Raw genomic sequence first — 16,939 nt, 5'->3', positions numbered from 1 at the left:
AAGGCTCAGGAATTATCGGCGGCGGTGCGGCTCACCTCGTATCCGAGCAGGCGTTCGGCCTCCTCGATCCCGCCCTGCAGATCGCCGACCGCGTTCATCTTGGACAGATCCAGGCCGATGGCCACCAGGGTGAGCGCGATCTCCGAGGACAGCCCGGTGATGATGACGCTCGCGCCCATGAGCCCCGACGCGTCGACGGTCTGCACCAGGTGATTGGCGACCGTCGAGTCGATGGTCGGCACACCGGTGATGTCGATGACCACCACCTTCGCGCGATTGCCCCGGATCGCACCCAGCAGCTGTTCGGTCAGCTGCCGGGCGCGCTGCGAATCCAGCACGCCGATGATGGGCAGGATGAGCAGCTGCTCGCGCACCTGCAGCACCGGCGTCGACAGCTCGCGAATGGCCTCCTGCTGCTGGCGGATGATGCGTTCGCGTTCCTCCACGAAGGACACGCCCACGGTATTGGCAATCCGGTTGGCCGCCGGTTCGTAGGCGTCCAGCACCCGGTTCAGCAGCGTGAAATTGCTCTGATACTTCTCGAACAGCGAGCGCGCCAGCACATCTCGCAGCAGCAGCACGATGCCGAGCACCTCGTCGGTCTCGACGCCCCGGGGGATGATGCGCTCGGACAGATTGCGCGCGTAGTTCTGCAGCGTTTCGACGCTGCCGGTCTCCAGTGCGTCGACGTAGTTGTCGTAGACGGAGGTGGCCTCGGAGAAGATCTCATCGGGGCTCATGGCGGTGAGCAGTTTGGCGTCGGTGATGCGGCGGGCCCATTCTTCGCGCAGGACCGTGCGGTTCTGGCGTAGGTGTTCGACGAGTTCGGACAGCAGACCCTCGCCGGGTCTGTCCATGAGCAGGGCGTCTCCGCTCGGGCTGAGCGAGCTCGGGGCCATGTCGTCCTCCACCAGGGGTAATCAGCCGAAAGTTTGCTCTGACAGATCGGTGACCCTACGCGCATGGCAGGGTTCGAACAGGAATTCGGTGCAAAGTCCCCCTGACACGGCGATTCGAATTCCAATCCCTGAGCGACCGGTTCGTACACTTTGCGCTCGTGTGGAATTTTGCCCGGGTTGGGCTGTTTTCGGCGGTAGCCGCCGGTGTAATGGTGGTTTCGGGGGCGAATCCGGCGGCGGCGGAGGTGACCGCCCCCTCGACGGTCTGCGGCACCCCGCTCACCGAGACGGAACTGTCGACCATTGCCCGGCTCTCGGACACCTCCCAATTGTCGGGAAATTCGCTGCAGCGGTTGGAAACCGCGGTCAGCAACAATCACGAGATCACCGAGATCCTCACCGCGCACCGGGATCGCCGCGGCCTGTTCGGCATCGGCCTCGACGGCGTCGAACACGCGGCGGTCATGCCGCTGCAGCGCGACCCGGCGGCCTTCGCCGACCCCGAGTACGCGCACGCCATCAGCCTCGAACTGCTGAGCCGGTACCTCAACAACCTGCACGCCGAATTCACCGGCGGCACAGTCGAATCGCAGTGGACACGCTACTTCGACCTGGCCGCCGACTGCGCCATCTCGGGCGCGCGGGCGGCCATGGCGGGCTACAACGCGCACCTGGCCGTCGATCTCGCGTACTCGGTCGCGGCGGTCGGCTCGACACCGGAGAACGCGCGCGACTACTTCACCATCGTGGCGGCCATCGCCAATGCCGGCGACGTGATCATCGACGACACCAAGCGGGTCTACGACGCGGACCTGGGCCCGCTGTGGCGGTTCTACTTCGTCGGCGAGGGCCTGGATCTGCTGGCGGGCAAGGGCGTGGCGACCCGGCCCATGCTCGTCGCCGCGGACCTGGGCGCGAACGTGGTGATCTTCGGAAACGGCCTGGCCCTACAAGATCCGGCGCTGCGCGAGGTCACCGCCGCGGAGAACCGGGCGCTGTGGCAATCCGCCGACTTCGCCTTCGAACTGCTATCCAACCTGAAAGCGTTGTAGCCCTGCGTCATTCCGAGTAGTGAACCCCGCGCGGGGGCGGTGACGGCCTGCCTCAGCCCGTCCGGCCTGCGGCTTTGGCCCAGTACATGCTGTAGTCGGCGGCCTGCACGAGTTCGTCGGCCGTCGTGTTCCCGGCCAGATCCTCCGCGATGCCGACGCTGGCGGTGACCGTCAGCCGGTGCCCGTTGACGTCGAACGGCAGCGCGAAGGACTTGCGCACCAGATGCGCGAGCTCCTCCACATCCGTCCCGGAATCCGGCACCAGGATGACGAATTCGTCGCCGCCGATGCGGGCGGCCAGCTGGCCCGGGGCGGTCGCGCAGGCTTCCAGCCGGGCGGCGGCCTGCACGAGCAGTTCGTCTCCGGCGGCATGCCCCCAGGTGTCGTTGACGGCCTTGAAGTTGTCGAGATCCAGGTAGCAGAGCCCGATGCGGGCGTCCGGCTCGAGGAAGGCGGCATTGAGCGCGTCGAAGAATCGCGACCGGTTGGCCAGTCCGGTGAGTTCGTCGTGGTGGGCCCGGAAGTTCAGCCGCTCGCGCAGGGCCCGCTGTTCGGAGATGTCCTCGACGAGAATCAGCGTGTACTGCGGCGTGCCGTGGTCGTCGCGAATGAGCGAGACATTGATCTTGGTCCAGACGGTGCGGCCGTCCTTCGCCGGATACGCCTTCTCCAGCTGCACATTGTCGACATCGCCGCGCAGCACCGACGCGTACAGCGGCCACATGCCCGGATCGTCCTCGGGGTGGGTGAGGTCGGTGACCGACAGCTCGCACATTTCGGCCGGGGTGTACCCGAGCATTTCCGCGAAGGCGGCATTCACCTCGATGATGCGTCCGGACATATCGGACAAACCGGTACCAATTCCGGCCTGTGCGAACACCGCCCGGAACCGCGCCTCACTCGCGCGCAGCTGCTCCTGCACGCGCTGCCGGGCCGCGATATCGGCCATCCGCACACTCTCCTGCTCGGCCAGCAGCCACTGCCGGAACGCGCGGACGTAGCCGGTCGTGAACGCGCCCAGCAGCTCCGCTGCCCGATCCGCCGGAATAGTGCCGCTCTGGGCGAAATACGCGTCCAGCACGGCCACGCTGCGGCCCAGCACCTCGTTCCCCACGAAGTGCGCCCGCGCCAGTTCCGCACCCAGCTCCGCCGCCCGCCCGGCGGGGTCGCCATTGGCCGCGACCTGCGCGAATTCCGTCGCCAGCCGGGCCAGCAGGGCATACGCCTCGGACCTGCTCATGGGCACCACGTGATCGCGGGTCCCGCTGCCGAGCGCGGCGGCCCACTGTTCGACCAGGTCGGCGTGCGGGCCTGCCCGGCCCGGCCCACCCCCGGGATCCGACGCCATGAGGGTCGATGGTAGCCCGACCGGTTGGTGCCGCGAACGCCGCCCCGGCATCACGATTTGGGATACCATTGCGGCGCTTCGCCATTGGCGCGGCGCGGTGTGTTTTGTGGTTCGAGAGGGGCTGTGGATCCGATGACCAGACCGAGTTGGGCGCCCGAGGGCATCGATTTGGATCGCCCCAGCGCATCCCGCGTCTACGACTACTTCGTCGGCGGCATGCACAACTTCGAGATCGATCGCGAGCTGGCGAACATGATCGAGAAGTTCACCCCCAATGTCGCCGAGACCATGCGCGCCAATCGCGATCTGCTGCGCCGCTGCGTGCGCTTCCTGACCGACGCCGGCATCGACCAGTTCCTGGATCTGGGCTCCGGCATCCCGACCGTCGGCAATGTGCACGAGGTGGCCCAAGCCCGCAATCCGGAAGCCAAGGTCGTCTACGTCGACATCGATCCGGTGGCGGTCGCACACAGCCAGGCCATCCTCTACGGCAATTCGCGCGCGGCCATCGTGCACGCGGATGTCGCTGAGCCGGAAGCGATCCTGGCCGATCCGGCGGTCACCGAATTGCTCGACTTCAGTCGCCCCGTAGCCGTATTGCTCTTGGGCGTCCTGCATTTCGTGCCCGACGAGGCCGATCCGGTGGGCGCGGTCGGCAAACTGCTCGAGGTGTGCGCGCCCGGCAGCTACGTGGCCGTCACGCACGCCACCGCCGACGGCCAGCCGCCGGAAGTGCTGGAGGCGCAGAAGCTTTCGGGCCGCACCTCCACCGAGATCGTGCTGCGCGGCAAGGATCGGATCGCCGAGTACTTCCACGACTGGACGCTGCTCGAGCCCGGGCTCGTGCACCTGCCGCTGTGGCGGCCGGACAATCCGGCGGACGTGGGCGAGCATCCGGAGGCGTCGGGGGCCTACGGAGGCTTGGCTCGCAAGGACTAGCCGGTTTCGCTACGGCGCGATGAGCGGGATGCTGAGGCGGCGCAGTGCGCCGCCCGGCTGCAACACCACGCTGTCGTCGATATTGCCGACCACGATCGGCACGAACCCGGTGGTCTTGATCAGCTCGGCCACCCGGCTCAGCGCCGCCGGATGATCACCCGCCAGCGGCGCCACGATCCGGCCCAGCGAGGTCAGCGGGCCGGACCGGTACATGGGCGTGGTGAAACTGTTGAAGGCCTTCACCAGCTGCGCCTTCGGCACCAGATCGGCCACGATGGCACTGGTCGGCCGCGTCCCGGTATCGATGAGCGTGACGGTCCCGTCGGCCTCGCGGGCGATGGGATTGGCCGGATCGATCCACACCTTGCCGTCGATGGGCGGCAGTTCGGCGGTGAGCGCCTCCAGCTGTGTCCACTGCACCGCGCCGATGAGCAGTTCGGCCGACTCGGCCACCTTCTCCACCGACTCCGCCCGGGCGTGCCGCAGCTGCCGGTCCAGCAGCAGTCGCGACAGTTCTTCCAGATGCCGGCTGGCAATGTGCACGGTGTGCCCGGCGCGGTCGAAGAGTCCGGCCAGGCTCAGCCCGATATGTCCGGCCCCGAAGATTCCCACATCCATCTCGCACTCTCCTTTGAGCACACGTCCGGAACGCAGGTACGAGAGCGATTATCCCGCAAATGTGCTGTGCAGGTGCTGCCGGGCCGTACGGAGATCCTTCGGCCGCCCGATCGCGGCCGCGCCGACCAGCTCACCGCCGAGCATGGCCAGCACCGAGAAATCGCGGTCCGGCAGCGAGCCCTGGACCACGATCTCGTCGTGCGGATGCATCCACCCGGCGAACTGGATGTTCACGCCGTACTGACTGGACCAGCCCCACGGCGCCTCGAAATCCGGCACCGGTTGCCCCAGCAGCGATTTCGCCACCGCCACACCATCGAAGCGGGCGCTGTTCCAGTGCTCGCTGCGCTCGTGCCGGCCCAGGTGGGGGTGGAATCGGTTGGCCACATCGCCCGCGGCGAAGATCCCGGGGCGGGAGGTGCGGTACTGCTCGTCCACCACAATGCCGTTGTCGACGGTGAGCCCTGCCGAACGCGCGAGCTCGACGTTCGGGGCGGAGCCGATGGCAATGAGAACTGTTCCGGCACTCCAGGATCGGCCGTCGATGGCGGTGGCCGTGACCGTCCCGCCTGCCGTACTCGCGATCTCCGAGAGCAGGACATCATCCTCGATCGCCACCCCGTACTCCGTGTGCAGTCCGCGCACGACATCCGAGACGGACCGGGGGAGAACGCGATCCAGCGGTGCGGTGCCCGCATGCAGGATGCGCACGTCCACACCGAGCAGCCGGGCGGTGGCGGCCACCTCGCAGCCGATCAACCCCGCCCCGATCACCAGCAGCGATCCGCTCGAAAGAAACGAATCCCGCAGTGCGGCAGCATCATCCATGCCGCGCAGGGTGTGCACGGGCGCGTCCGGCGCGGGATGCAGCGTCCGTGCCCGCGCACCGGTGGCCAGCACCAGTGCGTCGAAGGCGATGGTCTCCCCGGTGTGCAGCCGAACTCGCCCGTCTTCGACGTCGGTCACGGTCGTCCGCGTACACAGATCGATACCCTGTGCCGCCCAATATGATTCGGGTTCGATCAGGCACTTCTCGGCCGGAGTCGTCCCGGCGAGCAGTTCCTTCGACACCGCGGGCCGCCGATACGGCCCCGCGGCTTCGTCGCCGACGAGCGTGATCGTGCCGTCGAACCCTTCCTTGCGCAGCGTCTGCGCGGCCGTCGCACCCGTGACGCCCGCGCCGACGATGACGATCCGCTCCGTCACGGCCGGCTGACCTCGACCATGGCGAAATCGGCCTTGGCCGCACCGCAATCCGGGCAGGACCAGTCGTCCGGGATATCGTCCCAGCGGGTGCCCGGCTCGATGCCGTCCTCGGGCCACCCCTCGGCCTCGTCATATTCGAAACCGCATTGGATACAGCGGAAAAGCCGGTAGTCGTTCATGATTCAGCGTCCTTGCGTGGATTCGACGGGTTCGAAATCGACCTTCTCCCGGACTCCGCAGTCCGGGCAGCACCAGTCGTCGGGCACGGCCGACCACGGCGTCCCCGCCGGAAAGCCCTCGCGCGGAGCGCCTTCGGCTTCGATGTACCGGTAGTCGCAGATGGGGCAGCGGTAGGCGGACATCAGCGGGCTCCGTACTGTGCGAGCACCTTGGCGCGCTTGCCGGGCTGGATGTTCACCCGCGACACGTCGCCCGAGTAGTGCGCGAGCACGCGATGGTCCATCACTCTGCGCCACACCGGCGGGAAGTACGCGAGGCCGATCATGCTGGCGTACCCGCTGGGCAGATTCGGCGCGCCGTCCATGCTGCGCAGCGTCTGATACCGCCGGGTGGGGTTCGCGTGATGATCACTGTGCCGCTGCAGGTGGTACAGGAAGATATTGGTGACGATGTGGTCGGAGTTCCACGAGTGCTCCGGCGTGCACCGCTCGTACCGTCCGGACGCGGTCTTCTGCCGCATCAGCCCGTAATGCTCCAGATAGTTGACGGTCTCCAGCAGGCCGAACCCGTACACGGCCTGAATCACCAGGTACGGCAGCACGCCCGGCCCGAACACCGCGACCAGTGCGCCCCACAGCACCACCGACATCAGCCAGGCATTGAGCACATCATTGTGGATCGTCCACGGCCCCTTGCCCATTCGCTGCAACCGCGTCTTCTCCAGCTCCCACGACGACCGTAGGCTGCCCCACACGCTGCGCGGCAGGAACGCCCAGAAGGTCTCACCGAAGCGTGCACTGGCCGGATCCTCCGGCGTCGCCACCCGCACGTGATGCCCGCGATTGTGCTCGATGTAGAAGTGCCCGTAGAACGTCTGCGCCAGCGTGATCTTCGACAGCCAGCGCTCGAGTTCGTCCTTCTTGTGCCCGAGTTCGTGCGCGGTATTGATGCCGACGCCGCCCATGACCCCCATGCTCAGCGCGAGCCCGATCTTGGAGACCACGCCCAGCCCGCCGTCGATGCCCAGCCAGGACAGGTCACCGGCCGTCCACAGGTACGCGGCGAACACCAGGCTCGCCAGCTGGAACGGGATGTAGGCGTAGGTGCAGTACCGGTAGTACTTGTCGTTCTCCAGCATCTCCATGAGCTCATCCGGCGGATTCTGCCCGTCCGGCCCGAAGAAGCGATCCAGGATCGGCAGCAGTACATAGACCAGCAGTGGCCCGATCCACCACCAGACCGGGGCGACGGCCTGCCAGCCCAGGGTGTTGAAGACCCAGACGAAGGCCGTGGCGAGGAACAGTGCGGTGGGCGGTACGAGACCGAAAAGCCACAGGTAGCGCTTGCGATCCTGCCACTGTGGCGTCTTTGCCGTGGTCACGGTCGAACTCCTTGTTTACACTTCGAGCAAATCTGTATTCAGTGAATACACTTTGCTCTAATCTGTCAACAGTCGAGCACAATCAGTGCGCATGTAAGATCGGCCGGGTGGCTGACGTGGCGAACTTCCAGACCGAGGTGCGGGCGCTGCTGCGCGAGCGCATCCTCGACGCGGCACGCGTGATCGTGTGCACCGAAGGCTGGGGCGCGGTGAACATGTCGCGCGTGGCCAAGGACGTCGGTGTCAGCCGGCCGGTGCTCTACAAGGAGATCGGCACCCGGCAGGCCCTCGCCGACGTGCTGATCGAGCGGGAACTCAGCACATTTCTTTCGGGCATCGCGGAAACGCTGACGGCGCACGAGGATCCGATCGAGGGCATGACCGCCGCCGCCGAATACGTCCTGCGCACCGGCGCGGACAATGTGCTGCTGAAGGCGGTCCTGTCCGGCCGCCACACGGGCGACACCACCCTGCTCCCCGCCCTGATGACCGAACCCGAACCCGTGCTGGGCCGAGCCATCGTCGCGCTCACCGTCATGTTCCGGGATCGCTACCCGGACATAGAGATTGCCGACGCCGCCCTCGCGTCGAACCTGGAGATCTTTGCGCGCCTGTGCCTGAGCCACCTGTTCCAGCCGCTCGGCGCGATCGATTCCGCGGTGGCGCAGATCGGGCTGGTGATCCGCTCGGTGTTCGCGGCGGCCTGATACGGCAAAAAGCCCGCCGCCCAAGGGAACCCGGGCGACGGGCTGAGAACGTGAGGCTGTGACAACTACACTCCAGCGGGCACCTCCTCCACGCTGCGAGCCGACCGTCGGAAGGTCGCCACGGCCAGCACGGAGGCCACCAGCGCGATTCCGGCAGCAGTCAGGAACGCCGCCGCGAATCCATCGGTGAGAGCCACTGTGTCCCCGAGCTTTTCGGCCCCCGCAGCGGAAGCGACAGCGGTCACCGCGGCCAGCCCCAGCGCCGATCCGATCTGATAGCTGGTGTTCACGATGCCGGAGGCGAGCCCGCCCTCTTCCGGCGGCGCGGCCGAAATCGCGGTCTGCAGTGAGGGTACGAACGCCAGCGACATGCCGAGCGCCGCGATCAGCGATCCGGGCAGCACATCCACCCAGAAGTTGCCGTCCGGCCGAATGAACGACAGCCAGACCAAACCGAGCGCCAGCACCAGCAGGCCGGACACGATCATGGTGCGAGCACCGAAGCGCGCGAACAACTTCGGCGACAGGGCGACCATTCCGGCCATGATCAGCGCCGTCATCGGCAGCAGCGCCGCACCCGACGGGAAGGCCGAATACCCCAGCACCTGCTGCAGATACAGGTTCAGGAAGAACCACATCGGCACCCAGGCCGCCCCCAGCAGCACCTGCGCCAGATTGGCCGCACCCAGGTTCGGCGACCGGAAGATGGCCAGCGGCATCAGCGGTTCCCGCCGCTTCACCTGAATCGCCAGGAACGCACCCAGCAGAATCGCGGCCAGCGCCAGCACACCCCAGGTCTCGCCCGACAGCCACCCGGCCTCCGGAGCCCGAACCACCGCGAACACAGCAGCACCCAGTCCCAGCGTCGCGGTGATCGCACCCAGCAGATCAACCGACCCGTGCGGAGCCAGCGCGCCACTCGGCACCAGCGCCGGAGCAACGATCAACGCCAAGGCGGCAATCGGGATATTGATGTAGAAAACCCAAGGCCAAGACGCATATTCAGTAATCACACCACCGAGGAACACCCCCGCCGTGCCACCGGCCGGCGCAGCCGCCCCATACACCGCGAACGCCTTCATCAGCTCCTTCGGATTGCTCCCGAACAGCATCATGAGCAGCGTCAACGCAGACGGCGCGATAAGCGCGGCCCCCGCCCCCTGCACACCCCGCCCGATCAGCTCGACCGTCGCCGACGAGGCAATCCCCGCCACCAGCGACCCGACCCCGAGAATTCCCCACCCGAGCTGGAAGATCTTCCGCGCCCCCACGATGTCGGACAGCTTCCCGCCGAGCAGCAGCAGCCCGCCGAACACCACTACATAGGCATTGAACACCCAAGACAGATTCTCCTGCGAGAACCCCAGCGACTCCTGCATCTCCGGCAACGCCACCCCGATGATCGAGGTGTCCATGATGACCATGAACTGCGCAAGCGCAATGAGCGCCAACGCAATCCACCGCCGCGAGGCCGGTGGGGCTTGCGTACTCGTGGACATGGAACTCACTCCTTCATCCAGCGGCTCACCTGTGATGCGCCGCAGTGAATTTCGATGGCTCTATCTATACCTATAGGGGGTATAGGTAAGGAAGCCTGGAGCCGAGTGATCCATCTCATACCCACCGGGGGTACCGGATTCGTCCGAGTACCTACCCCCATACTTCCAACGAGATCAGCTGCGGCGCTTCGAAAACCGCCGCCACAGACCTCCTCGTCGAGCCACGACATCGGGCCGCGCAGGAGCGCGCACATGGATCGACCGGTACGGCGGTCCGTCGAGGAGATACCGTGCCGCTACCCGAGCCTGCTCGACGTGAGCTTCCGAGCCGGAACCGCTGTCATCCCAGAGCGCATGCAGGATCTCGAAGTCGCTGGCCAATTCATCGACTGCCGGGTCCGGCCGTTCGATCGAATGGGCCAGCAAGCACAACAAACCCGAGATATCACCGACGTGGGTCGACGGATCACCGTCGCAGCCCAGCAGCCGCGCCGCCGACTCCCGGGCATACCGCAGCAGGACCGCGGCTTCCCGCTGGGGCCAATCGACCTCGGTGGCATCGCTCAGGCCCAGTTCGCGCAGTGCGGTCAGGAACAGCTCGGGTGCGTTCGCGGTGTCCGAGCTGTGCAGGCAGGCGAGTTCGACCAGTGCGGGGGAGTCGAGGCCGCGGGCGAGGGCTTGGGCCGCGACCATGGTCAGGGCTTCTACGTGCAGTTTGCCCACCGCGAACCCGTCTGCGGCTTCGCGTAACTCGTCCATGCCCGTCAGACTGCGGGAACAGTGCTGACGGGTCAAACGAATTGCGGTCAGGCTCCTCGGGCGAGGACGATGGCCCGGGATTCTTCGAAGCGAGCCGCCAGGAAGCGGAGGGCGGGTGGGGCGAAGGAGAGGGCGCCGAGGATGTGGTCGCGGCGGGGCATGGAGAGCCAGGTTACGTCTACGCCGAGGGACTGCCAGTCTTTGGCGAGTTGTTCGGATTGGGCGTGCGGGATGATCTGTTCCCAGGTGCCGCCCGCCACGAGAACCGGTGTGGCGGGGGCTATTCCGCCGAGCCTGTTCTCGATCAGGCGCTCTCGGACCTCGGGGACTTCGAAGGGGAGGGTGTGGCAGTAGGTGGTGACCGTGGTGGGGATGATCATGCCCGCGGGGACGCCGACCAGGGCTGCCGCGCCGACGTGCGTGCGGCGGAACAGGGCGGCGAGGGCCTTGCCCTGGGGCTTGAGGTACTGCTTGACGTTCAGTTCGGGATACGCCGCGTCCAGGCCGATGACGCCGTAGAAGAGGAGGAAGGCGTAGGGGGTGTCGTCGAGGAAGTCGACCATGTCGACGATGTCGGCGGGCGGGGAACCCACTACGCCGCCGGAGAGTTCGAGGTCGGGGGCGTAGGTGGGCTGGAGTTGGAGAGCCCAGCCTGCGGCGCAGCCGCCCTCGGAGTAGCCGTAGATACCCAGGGGCCCTTCGGGATCCAGGCCGGCGGCGGGTAGGCGGCGGGCGGCGCGCATGGAGTCGAGGACCGACGGGCCGAGGGCGCGGCCCATCACGTACGGGTGGGTGCCGGGGTTGCCGAGGCCGGGGTAGTCGGTGATGGCGACCGCCCAGCCGCGGCGCAATGCGGCACGGAGGAAGAGGGATTCGTATTCGACACCGCGGCGCAGCTGCCAGGAGGCGGCGGCGATCTTGTCGGCCAGGCCCTGGGTGCCCACCGCGAAGCCGATGAGGGGGCGGGAGCCCTCGCCTCGATACGGTTCGCGGGGAACCAGCACGGTGCCGGTGACCTCGATGGATGCGCCGTGCGCGTCGGTGGAGGTGTAGCGGATCCGCCAGGCGCGGGCGGGGAGTCGCAGTCCGGGCAGCAGGTATGCGGTCATCGGCTCCGCCGACAGCAGCCGCCCCGGAGCCACCGCACCGACCGCCGCTTCGTCGAAGCGGTTGGTGATCGCAGTCATCATTGCCTGCCCTTCTAGCACAACCATGTCTATCCAGTTGTCGCGCAATCGAATCCGGGCGTTAACAACTGTCCGGGACAGCGCTCATGATCAGTACGATACCCAAAACGAGACAGAGTGACACCTCCTGTCACAGACATTCCCGGTCAGTGGGATGGCTTGGCGTGCCAGGCGCTGAAATACGGGCACGGTCACGCCGGTTCACCTGAGCGTGAGCACTTCCCCGCACCTGCTGTTGATCTCCGGCAGCACCCGTTCCGGTTCCACCAACACCTCGGCGCTGCGCACCATCGCCGCCGACGCACCCAAGGGCATCCGGACCACGCTCTACGAGGGCATTCTCGACATCCCGCCGTTCATCCCCGGTGATGAGCCCGCGCCGGGTGCGGTCGAGGCGCTACGCAAGCAGATCGACGACGCCGACGCGGTGCTGTTCTGTACGCCCGAGTACGCGGGGATGATTCCGGGCAGCCTGAAGAATCTGCTCGAATGGACGGTGGGCACCGGGAACCTGAGCGACAAGCCGGTGGCCTGGATCAATGTGGCGTTCGACGGGCGCGGGGAGGCGGCGGTCGCCACCTTGCGGACGGTGCTGGGTTATGTCGGGGCCTCGATCGTGGAGTCCGTGTCCGGGCGAATCACTGTGCTGCAGAAGGGAATCGGGGCGGATGGGCTGGTCGCCGATCCGGCGACGCGGGAGCGGCTGACGGCTGTCGCCATCGCTCTTGCCGAACGGGTGAGAAAGTGAAGCTCAGTCGCGCCGGTGGGTGCGCCGGTAGGCGGCGGGGGTGGTGGAGGTCCAGCGTTTGAAGGCGTGGATGAAGGGGGTGGCTTCGGCGTAGCCGAGGCGGATGGCGATGTCGTCCACGGAAAGCGGTGTGGCGGTGAGCATTTCCTCGGCCAGGGTGCGGCGGACTTCGTCCAGGAGGGCTCGGTAGCTGGTGCCTGCGGCATCCAGGTGGCGGCGGAGGGTGCGGGGGCTGAGGTTGAGTTCGCGGGCTATGGCCTCGAAGGAGAGGGGGGTGGCGAAACCCGTCGCTCCTATGCCGGGTAGCAGGCGGTCGCGGACTTCGGCGGCTATGCCGGTGCGGGATCTGCGGCGGTGCAGCAGGTCTCGGCATTGGGCTACGCACACGGCCCAGGTGGGTTGGTTGGCTTGGGGGAGGGGTTGGGTCAGGAGGTCGGGATCGATGCCGAAGACGGTGTGGGGCCGGTCGAAGGTGGGGAGGACGCCGAAGAGGGAGGTCAGGCGGTCGGTCTGATCTGTTGCGGGGTAGGCGAATTCGGCTCGGGTGAAGTCGACTCGGGAGCCCAGAAGATCGCTCATCACGCGGTGCATGGCGATGATGTCGCGTTCGGTGAGGAACTGCTGGACGTCGGCGGGGATGGTGTCGTGGTGGATCCAGGTGACCACTTCGCGGGGGCGGGTCTCGACTATCGGTCTGCAGAAGGCGAATCCGAGGCGGTAGTAGCGCAGCGCGAGGGAGATCGCTTCGCGCAGTGTGGGACTGGTGACGCAGGCGAAGCCGAAGATGCCGAAGGTGCTGATGCGGTAGCGGCTGCCCACCTCGACGCCCAGTGCGGGCACCTCGGGTAGTTCGCGGAGCAGGTTGCGGACCACCGTCAGTTCGGTGTCGGCGGGGATCTGCGCTTCGGGATCGATCAGCTGCTGGGGAGTGAGGCCGGTTCCGGCGAGGATGCGGTCGGCCGTGACGCCGTGGTCGGCGGCGAACTCGGCCATGACCGCCACGCTGGCGGTGCCGCGCGGGAAGTTCCAGGTCCGGACTTCCGGCTCCTCGACCGTACTCATGCCTCCGATTATGGCCGAAAGTATGGATTTAATGGCCGTCGCTCTTTCTCGCTGGCATAACCGCAGGTCGTAGCGTTGATCGCAGCACAACGAGGTGAGGAGAGCGGCAGATGGGCACTCGGACGAGCCCCGCCATCGTGATCATCGGGACCGGGTTCGGCGGTCTGGGCATGGCCATGGAGTTGAAGCGGGCCGGCTTCGAGAACTTCACGATTCTCGAGCGCGGCGACGACGTGGGCGGGGTGTGGCGCGAGAACACCTACCCGGGCGCGGCCTGCGATGTGCCGTCGCCGCTGTACTCGTTCTCCTACGAGCCCAATCCGGACTGGTCCAAGCGCTGCGCGCCGCAGGCCGAGATCCACGACTACCTGCGCCGGCTCGCGCGCAAGCACGGACTGCTGGACCGGATCCGCTTCGGCAGCGAGGTTACCGACGCCGAATACGACGACGCCACCGGGCAGTGGACCGTGCGCACCGCCGACAATGCGAGTCTCACCGCGGACGTGGTGATCTCGGCGGTCGGGCAGCTGTCCCGCCCGGCGATCCCGGAAATTCCGGGCAGCGACACCTTCGCGGGCGCGAGCTTCCACTCCGCCGACTGGGACCACTCGGTGGACCTGACCGGCAAGCGCGTGGCCGTCATCGGAACCGGCGCCAGCGCAATCCAATTCGTACCAGCCATCGCGCCGCAGGTCGGGGAGATGACGGTCTTCCAGCGCTCGGCGACCTGGATCCTGCCCAAGCCGGACACCGACTACGGTCCGCGCCTGCGCAGCCTGTTCCGCTATGTGCCGCCCACCCAGCTGGTGGAGCGCGTCGGCTGGTGGGCGGTCTGTGAGACGACGTCGCTGAGCATTGTCGACCTCCCGGCCCTGCGCGGCATCGTGGAGAAGATCTGCACCGCACACCTGAACAAGCAGGTCACGGATAAGTCCCTGCGCGACAAGTTGATTCCCGACTCGCCGCCCGGCTGCAAACGGGCGCTGTTCTCCAATGACTGGTACCCGACGCTCACCCGGTCGAATGTGCACGTCGAAACCGGCGGCATCGCGGAGATCACGCCGACCGGAGTGCGCAGCGCCGACGGCGTGCTGCACGAGGCGGACGTGATCATCTACGGCACCGGTTTCAACGGCACCGAGTTCCTGTCGCCCATGTCGGTCACCGGCGGTGGCGGTCGCAAGCTGCACGACGAATGGTCCGGGGGCGCACGGGCGTTCAAGGGCATCACGGTCGCCGGCTTCCCGAATATGTTCGTGCTCTACGGCCCGAACACCAATCTGGGCGCGGGCTCCATCGTGCACATCATCGAATCCCAGACCCGCTATATCCGGCAGGCGGTCGAACTGCTGGCTTCGCGCCCCGGTCACGTGCTCGAGGTGCGGCCCGAGGCGGAAGCCGCCTACGACGCGAGAATCCAGGAGCGCCTGGGTCGTTCGGTGTGGAGTTTCTGCACCAGCTGGTACCGCGATGCCGGCGGGCGCATCACCAACAACTGGCCGGGGACGGTCACCGGCTACCGCTTGGAGACTCGCACCCTGAACCCGTCCGACTACCGCCTGACCCGCGTCGGCTGAGCAGGAGACACCATGCGTTTCGACTACGACGTCCTCGTCATCGGCTCCGGCTTCGGCGGCAGCGTGAGCGCCCTGCGCTTGACCGAAAAGGGTTACCGGGTAGGCGTTCTGGAGGCGGGCCGCCGTTTCGCGGACGACGAGTTCGCGAAGACCTCCTGGCGCGCCCGGCAGTATCTGTGGGCACCGGCCATGGGCTGCTTCGGAATTCAGCGTCTGACCCTGTTGAAGGACACCTTCATCATGGCGGGCGCGGGCGTCGGCGGTGGTTCGCTGGTGTACGCCAACACGCTGTACGAGCCGCCGGACAAGTTCTACGCCGACCGCCAGTGGGGCCACATCACCGACTGGAAAGCCGAACTGGCACCGCATTACGACCAGGCCAAACGCATGCTGGGTGTGACGGTCAACCCCGCCACGACGCCCACCGACCGCGTGCTGCTCGAGGTCGCCGAGGAAATGGGAATCGCCGACACCTATCAGCGCACTCCGGTCGGCGTCTTCTTCGGCGGTCCCGGACGCAAGCCGGGCGAGGATGTGCCCGACCCGTTCTTCGGCGGCGTCGGCCCGGATCGGCGCACCTGCACCCACTGCGGTGAATGCATGACCGGCTGCCGCCACAATGCCAAGAACACCCTGGTGAAGAACTATCTGTATCTGGCCGAAAAGGCCGGTGCCACAGTGCATCCGCTGACCACCGTCACCGATGTGCGCCCGCTCTCCGGCGGCGGCTTCGCCGTGGAGACGGTGCGCACCGGCCGCTGGGTGCGCAAGCAGCGCCACGAATTCACCGCCGAGCAGGTGATTTTCGCGGCCGCGTCACTGGGGACGCAGCGCCTGCTGCACCGCCTGCGCGACAGGGGTTCGCTGCCCAATATCTCCGACCGCCTCGGCGCGCTCTCCCGCACCAATTCCGAAGAGCTGCTCGCGGTTCGCAGCCGCGCGAAGGGCAGCGACTTCACCAAGGGCGTGGCGATCACCTCCTCCATCCACCCCGACCCCGACACCCATATCGAGCCGGTTCGCTACGGCAAGGGCAGCAATGCCATGTCGCCCATGACCACCCTGATGGTCAGCGGCGACGGCCCCCGCTGGCGGGGCTGGCTGCGTGCGATGGTCCGCAACCGCCGTGACGTCCTGCGCGTCCACACCCCCGCCCGCTGGTCGGAGCAATCCGTCGGCCTGCTGGTCATGCAGTCGGTGGACAATTCCATCACCACCTACACCAAACGCACCCTCTTCGGCCGCCGCATGACCACCAAACAGGGTGAGGGCCAACCCAACCCGGATTGGATCCCAGCCGGCCACGAGGTAGCCGACCGCATAGCCGCCAAAATCGACGGCATCCCCACTGCCGCCACCAGCAGCAGCCTCCTCAACATCCCCATGACCGGTCACTTCATCGGCGGTTGCGCGATAGGCGACTCCCCCGAAACCGGCGTGGTCGACCCCTACCACCGCCTCTACGGCCACCCCGGCCTGCACATCATCGACGGCTCCACCATCTCCGCGAACCTCGGCGTGAACCCGTCCCTCACCATCACCGCCCAAGCCGAGCGCGCAATCGCCCTGTGGCCCAACAGGGGCGAGCCCGACCAGCGCCCGGAACCGGGTGCCACCTACCGGCGCATCGCACCGATCGCACCGAACAATCCGGTCGTACCCACGACCGCTCCGGCGGCCCTGCGTCTCCCGATCGTCAGTATCAACGAACCCCGAAAAGAGCCTGCGGACCTGTAGCTGGTGGTCGAGAGGACGGCCGCGAAACTTCTCGTCATCC

At 67.0% G+C, this 16,939-nt stretch carries 17 protein-coding genes; 6 read left to right on the top strand and 11 right to left on the bottom strand.

The window, feature by feature from the left end; all coding sequences use genetic code 11:
* Positions 1–5: 5 nt before the first annotated feature.
* Complete coding sequence (locus H0264_RS36740; RefSeq protein WP_181581794.1) at positions 6–899, bottom strand: STAS domain-containing protein; 894 nt, start codon at positions 897–899, stop codon at positions 6–8.
* Between the two features lie 209 nt (positions 900–1,108).
* On the opposite strand from H0264_RS36740, the gene H0264_RS36735 reads away from it, so the two are divergent.
* Positions 1,109–1,951: a DUF5995 family protein gene (locus H0264_RS36735; RefSeq protein WP_181581793.1), complete on the top strand. Its 843-nt coding sequence runs from the start codon at positions 1,109–1,111 to the stop codon at positions 1,949–1,951.
* A 52-nt stretch (positions 1,952–2,003) separates the two neighbouring features.
* Here the strand turns inward: H0264_RS36735 and H0264_RS36730 are convergent, their stop codons facing one another.
* The gene (locus H0264_RS36730; protein ID WP_181581792.1) at positions 2,004–3,299 is read right to left on the bottom strand and encodes a GGDEF domain-containing protein; all 1,296 of its coding nucleotides are present in this window, start codon (positions 3,297–3,299) and stop codon (positions 2,004–2,006) included.
* A gap of 132 nt (positions 3,300–3,431) precedes the next feature.
* Between H0264_RS36730 and H0264_RS36725 the strand changes: the two genes are divergently transcribed.
* Positions 3,432–4,238 (top strand): SAM-dependent methyltransferase, encoded by an 807-nt coding sequence (locus H0264_RS36725; protein ID WP_181581791.1) that lies wholly within the window; start codon positions 3,432–3,434, stop codon positions 4,236–4,238.
* Positions 4,239–4,247: 9 nt separating this feature from the next.
* Here the strand turns inward: H0264_RS36725 and H0264_RS36720 are convergent, their stop codons facing one another.
* Genes H0264_RS36720 through H0264_RS36700 form a run of 5 tightly spaced genes read right to left on the bottom strand, consistent with a single transcriptional unit; the run spans position 4,248 to position 7,623 of the window.
* A complete protein-coding gene (locus H0264_RS36720; RefSeq protein WP_181581790.1) occupies positions 4,248–4,856 on the bottom strand; it encodes an NADPH-dependent F420 reductase in 609 nt (202 codons plus the stop codon).
* Positions 4,857–4,904: 48 nt separating this feature from the next.
* Positions 4,905–6,062, bottom strand: a complete 1,158-nt coding sequence (locus H0264_RS36715; protein WP_181581789.1) for an NAD(P)/FAD-dependent oxidoreductase — start codon at positions 6,060–6,062, stop codon at positions 4,905–4,907.
* On the bottom strand, positions 6,059–6,241 hold the full coding sequence (locus H0264_RS36710) for a rubredoxin (protein ID WP_181581788.1): 183 nt from the start codon (positions 6,239–6,241) through the stop codon (positions 6,059–6,061). The genes H0264_RS36715 and H0264_RS36710 overlap by 4 nt, the downstream gene beginning before the upstream one ends.
* A 3-nt stretch (positions 6,242–6,244) precedes the next feature.
* On the bottom strand, positions 6,245–6,424 hold the full coding sequence (locus H0264_RS36705) for a rubredoxin (RefSeq protein ID WP_181581787.1): 180 nt from the start codon (positions 6,422–6,424) through the stop codon (positions 6,245–6,247).
* Positions 6,424–7,623 carry an alkane 1-monooxygenase gene (locus H0264_RS36700; protein ID WP_181581786.1) on the bottom strand — a complete coding sequence of 400 codons (1,200 nt, stop codon included), beginning with the start codon at positions 7,621–7,623 and terminating at the stop codon, positions 6,424–6,426. Before H0264_RS36700 ends, H0264_RS36705 begins: the two co-directional genes overlap by 1 nt.
* Positions 7,624–7,730: 107 nt before the next feature.
* Here H0264_RS36700 and H0264_RS36695 point away from each other — a divergent pair, with 107 nt between their 5' ends.
* Positions 7,731–8,330 carry a TetR family transcriptional regulator gene (locus H0264_RS36695; RefSeq protein ID WP_231084265.1) on the top strand — a complete coding sequence of 200 codons (600 nt, stop codon included), beginning with the start codon at positions 7,731–7,733 and terminating at the stop codon, positions 8,328–8,330.
* Positions 8,331–8,395: 65 nt separating this feature from the next.
* Here H0264_RS36695 and H0264_RS36690 read toward each other — a convergent pair whose 3' ends face one another.
* From H0264_RS36690 to H0264_RS36680, 3 genes are all read right to left on the bottom strand, one after another.
* Positions 8,396–9,829 (bottom strand): MFS transporter, encoded by a 1,434-nt coding sequence (locus H0264_RS36690; protein ID WP_181581785.1) that lies wholly within the window; start codon positions 9,827–9,829, stop codon positions 8,396–8,398.
* Positions 9,830–10,003: 174 nt separating this feature from the next.
* A complete protein-coding gene (locus H0264_RS36685) occupies positions 10,004–10,588 on the bottom strand; it encodes a hypothetical protein (RefSeq protein WP_181581784.1) in 585 nt (194 codons plus the stop codon).
* A gap of 47 nt (positions 10,589–10,635) precedes the next feature.
* Complete coding sequence (locus H0264_RS36680) at positions 10,636–11,778, bottom strand: lipase family protein (RefSeq protein WP_244976058.1); 1,143 nt, start codon at positions 11,776–11,778, stop codon at positions 10,636–10,638.
* Positions 11,779–11,986: 208 nt separating this feature from the next.
* Here H0264_RS36680 and H0264_RS36675 point away from each other — a divergent pair, with 208 nt between their 5' ends.
* Positions 11,987–12,523 carry an NADPH-dependent FMN reductase gene (locus tag H0264_RS36675; protein ID WP_181581783.1) on the top strand — a complete coding sequence of 179 codons (537 nt, stop codon included), beginning with the start codon at positions 11,987–11,989 and terminating at the stop codon, positions 12,521–12,523.
* Positions 12,524–12,526: 3 nt separating this feature from the next.
* Here H0264_RS36675 and H0264_RS36670 read toward each other — a convergent pair whose 3' ends face one another.
* Positions 12,527–13,585 carry an AraC family transcriptional regulator gene (locus H0264_RS36670; protein ID WP_181581782.1) on the bottom strand — a complete coding sequence of 353 codons (1,059 nt, stop codon included), beginning with the start codon at positions 13,583–13,585 and terminating at the stop codon, positions 12,527–12,529.
* Positions 13,586–13,695: 110 nt separating this feature from the next.
* Here H0264_RS36670 and H0264_RS36665 point away from each other — a divergent pair, with 110 nt between their 5' ends.
* Positions 13,696–15,162 carry a flavin-containing monooxygenase gene (locus tag H0264_RS36665; protein WP_181581781.1) on the top strand — a complete coding sequence of 489 codons (1,467 nt, stop codon included), beginning with the start codon at positions 13,696–13,698 and terminating at the stop codon, positions 15,160–15,162.
* Positions 15,163–15,174: 12 nt separating this feature from the next.
* Positions 15,175–16,899, top strand: coding sequence for a GMC oxidoreductase (locus H0264_RS36660; RefSeq protein ID WP_181581780.1), 1,725 nt, complete (start codon positions 15,175–15,177; stop codon positions 16,897–16,899).
* Positions 16,900–16,939: the final 40 nt, after the last annotated feature.

This window comes from Nocardia huaxiensis (assembly GCF_013744875.1).
In the GTDB taxonomy this organism is placed as follows: Bacteria; Actinomycetota; Actinomycetes; order Mycobacteriales; family Mycobacteriaceae; genus Nocardia; species Nocardia huaxiensis.
This window is presented reverse-complemented; position numbering and strand designations above follow the sequence as displayed.

Excerpts from the sequence above, each read along its gene's own strand:
- H0264_RS36740 (WP_181581794.1), bottom strand. The coding sequence starts at position 899 with ATGGCCCCGAGCTCGCTCAGCCCGAGCGGAGACGCCCTGCTCATGGAC.
- H0264_RS36665 (WP_181581781.1), top strand. The coding sequence starts at position 13,696 with ATGGGCACTCGGACGAGCCCCGCCATCGTGATCATCGGGACCGGGTTC.
- H0264_RS36710 (WP_181581788.1), bottom strand. The coding sequence starts at position 6,241 with ATGAACGACTACCGGCTTTTCCGCTGTATCCAATGCGGTTTCGAATAT.
- H0264_RS36705 (WP_181581787.1), bottom strand. The coding sequence starts at position 6,424 with ATGTCCGCCTACCGCTGCCCCATCTGCGACTACCGGTACATCGAAGCC.
- H0264_RS36690 (WP_181581785.1), bottom strand. The coding sequence starts at position 9,829 with ATGTCCACGAGTACGCAAGCCCCACCGGCCTCGCGGCGGTGGATTGCG.
- H0264_RS36730 (WP_181581792.1), bottom strand. The coding sequence starts at position 3,299 with ATGGCGTCGGATCCCGGGGGTGGGCCGGGCCGGGCAGGCCCGCACGCC.
- H0264_RS36680 (WP_244976058.1), bottom strand. The coding sequence starts at position 11,778 with ATGATGACTGCGATCACCAACCGCTTCGACGAAGCGGCGGTCGGTGCG.
- H0264_RS36660 (WP_181581780.1), top strand. The coding sequence starts at position 15,175 with ATGCGTTTCGACTACGACGTCCTCGTCATCGGCTCCGGCTTCGGCGGC.
- H0264_RS36720 (WP_181581790.1), bottom strand. The coding sequence starts at position 4,856 with ATGGATGTGGGAATCTTCGGGGCCGGACATATCGGGCTGAGCCTGGCC.
- H0264_RS36685 (WP_181581784.1), bottom strand. The coding sequence starts at position 10,588 with ATGGACGAGTTACGCGAAGCCGCAGACGGGTTCGCGGTGGGCAAACTG.
- H0264_RS36670 (WP_181581782.1), bottom strand. The coding sequence starts at position 13,585 with ATGAGTACGGTCGAGGAGCCGGAAGTCCGGACCTGGAACTTCCCGCGC.
- H0264_RS36735 (WP_181581793.1), top strand. The coding sequence starts at position 1,109 with ATGGTGGTTTCGGGGGCGAATCCGGCGGCGGCGGAGGTGACCGCCCCC.
- H0264_RS36725 (WP_181581791.1), top strand. The coding sequence starts at position 3,432 with ATGACCAGACCGAGTTGGGCGCCCGAGGGCATCGATTTGGATCGCCCC.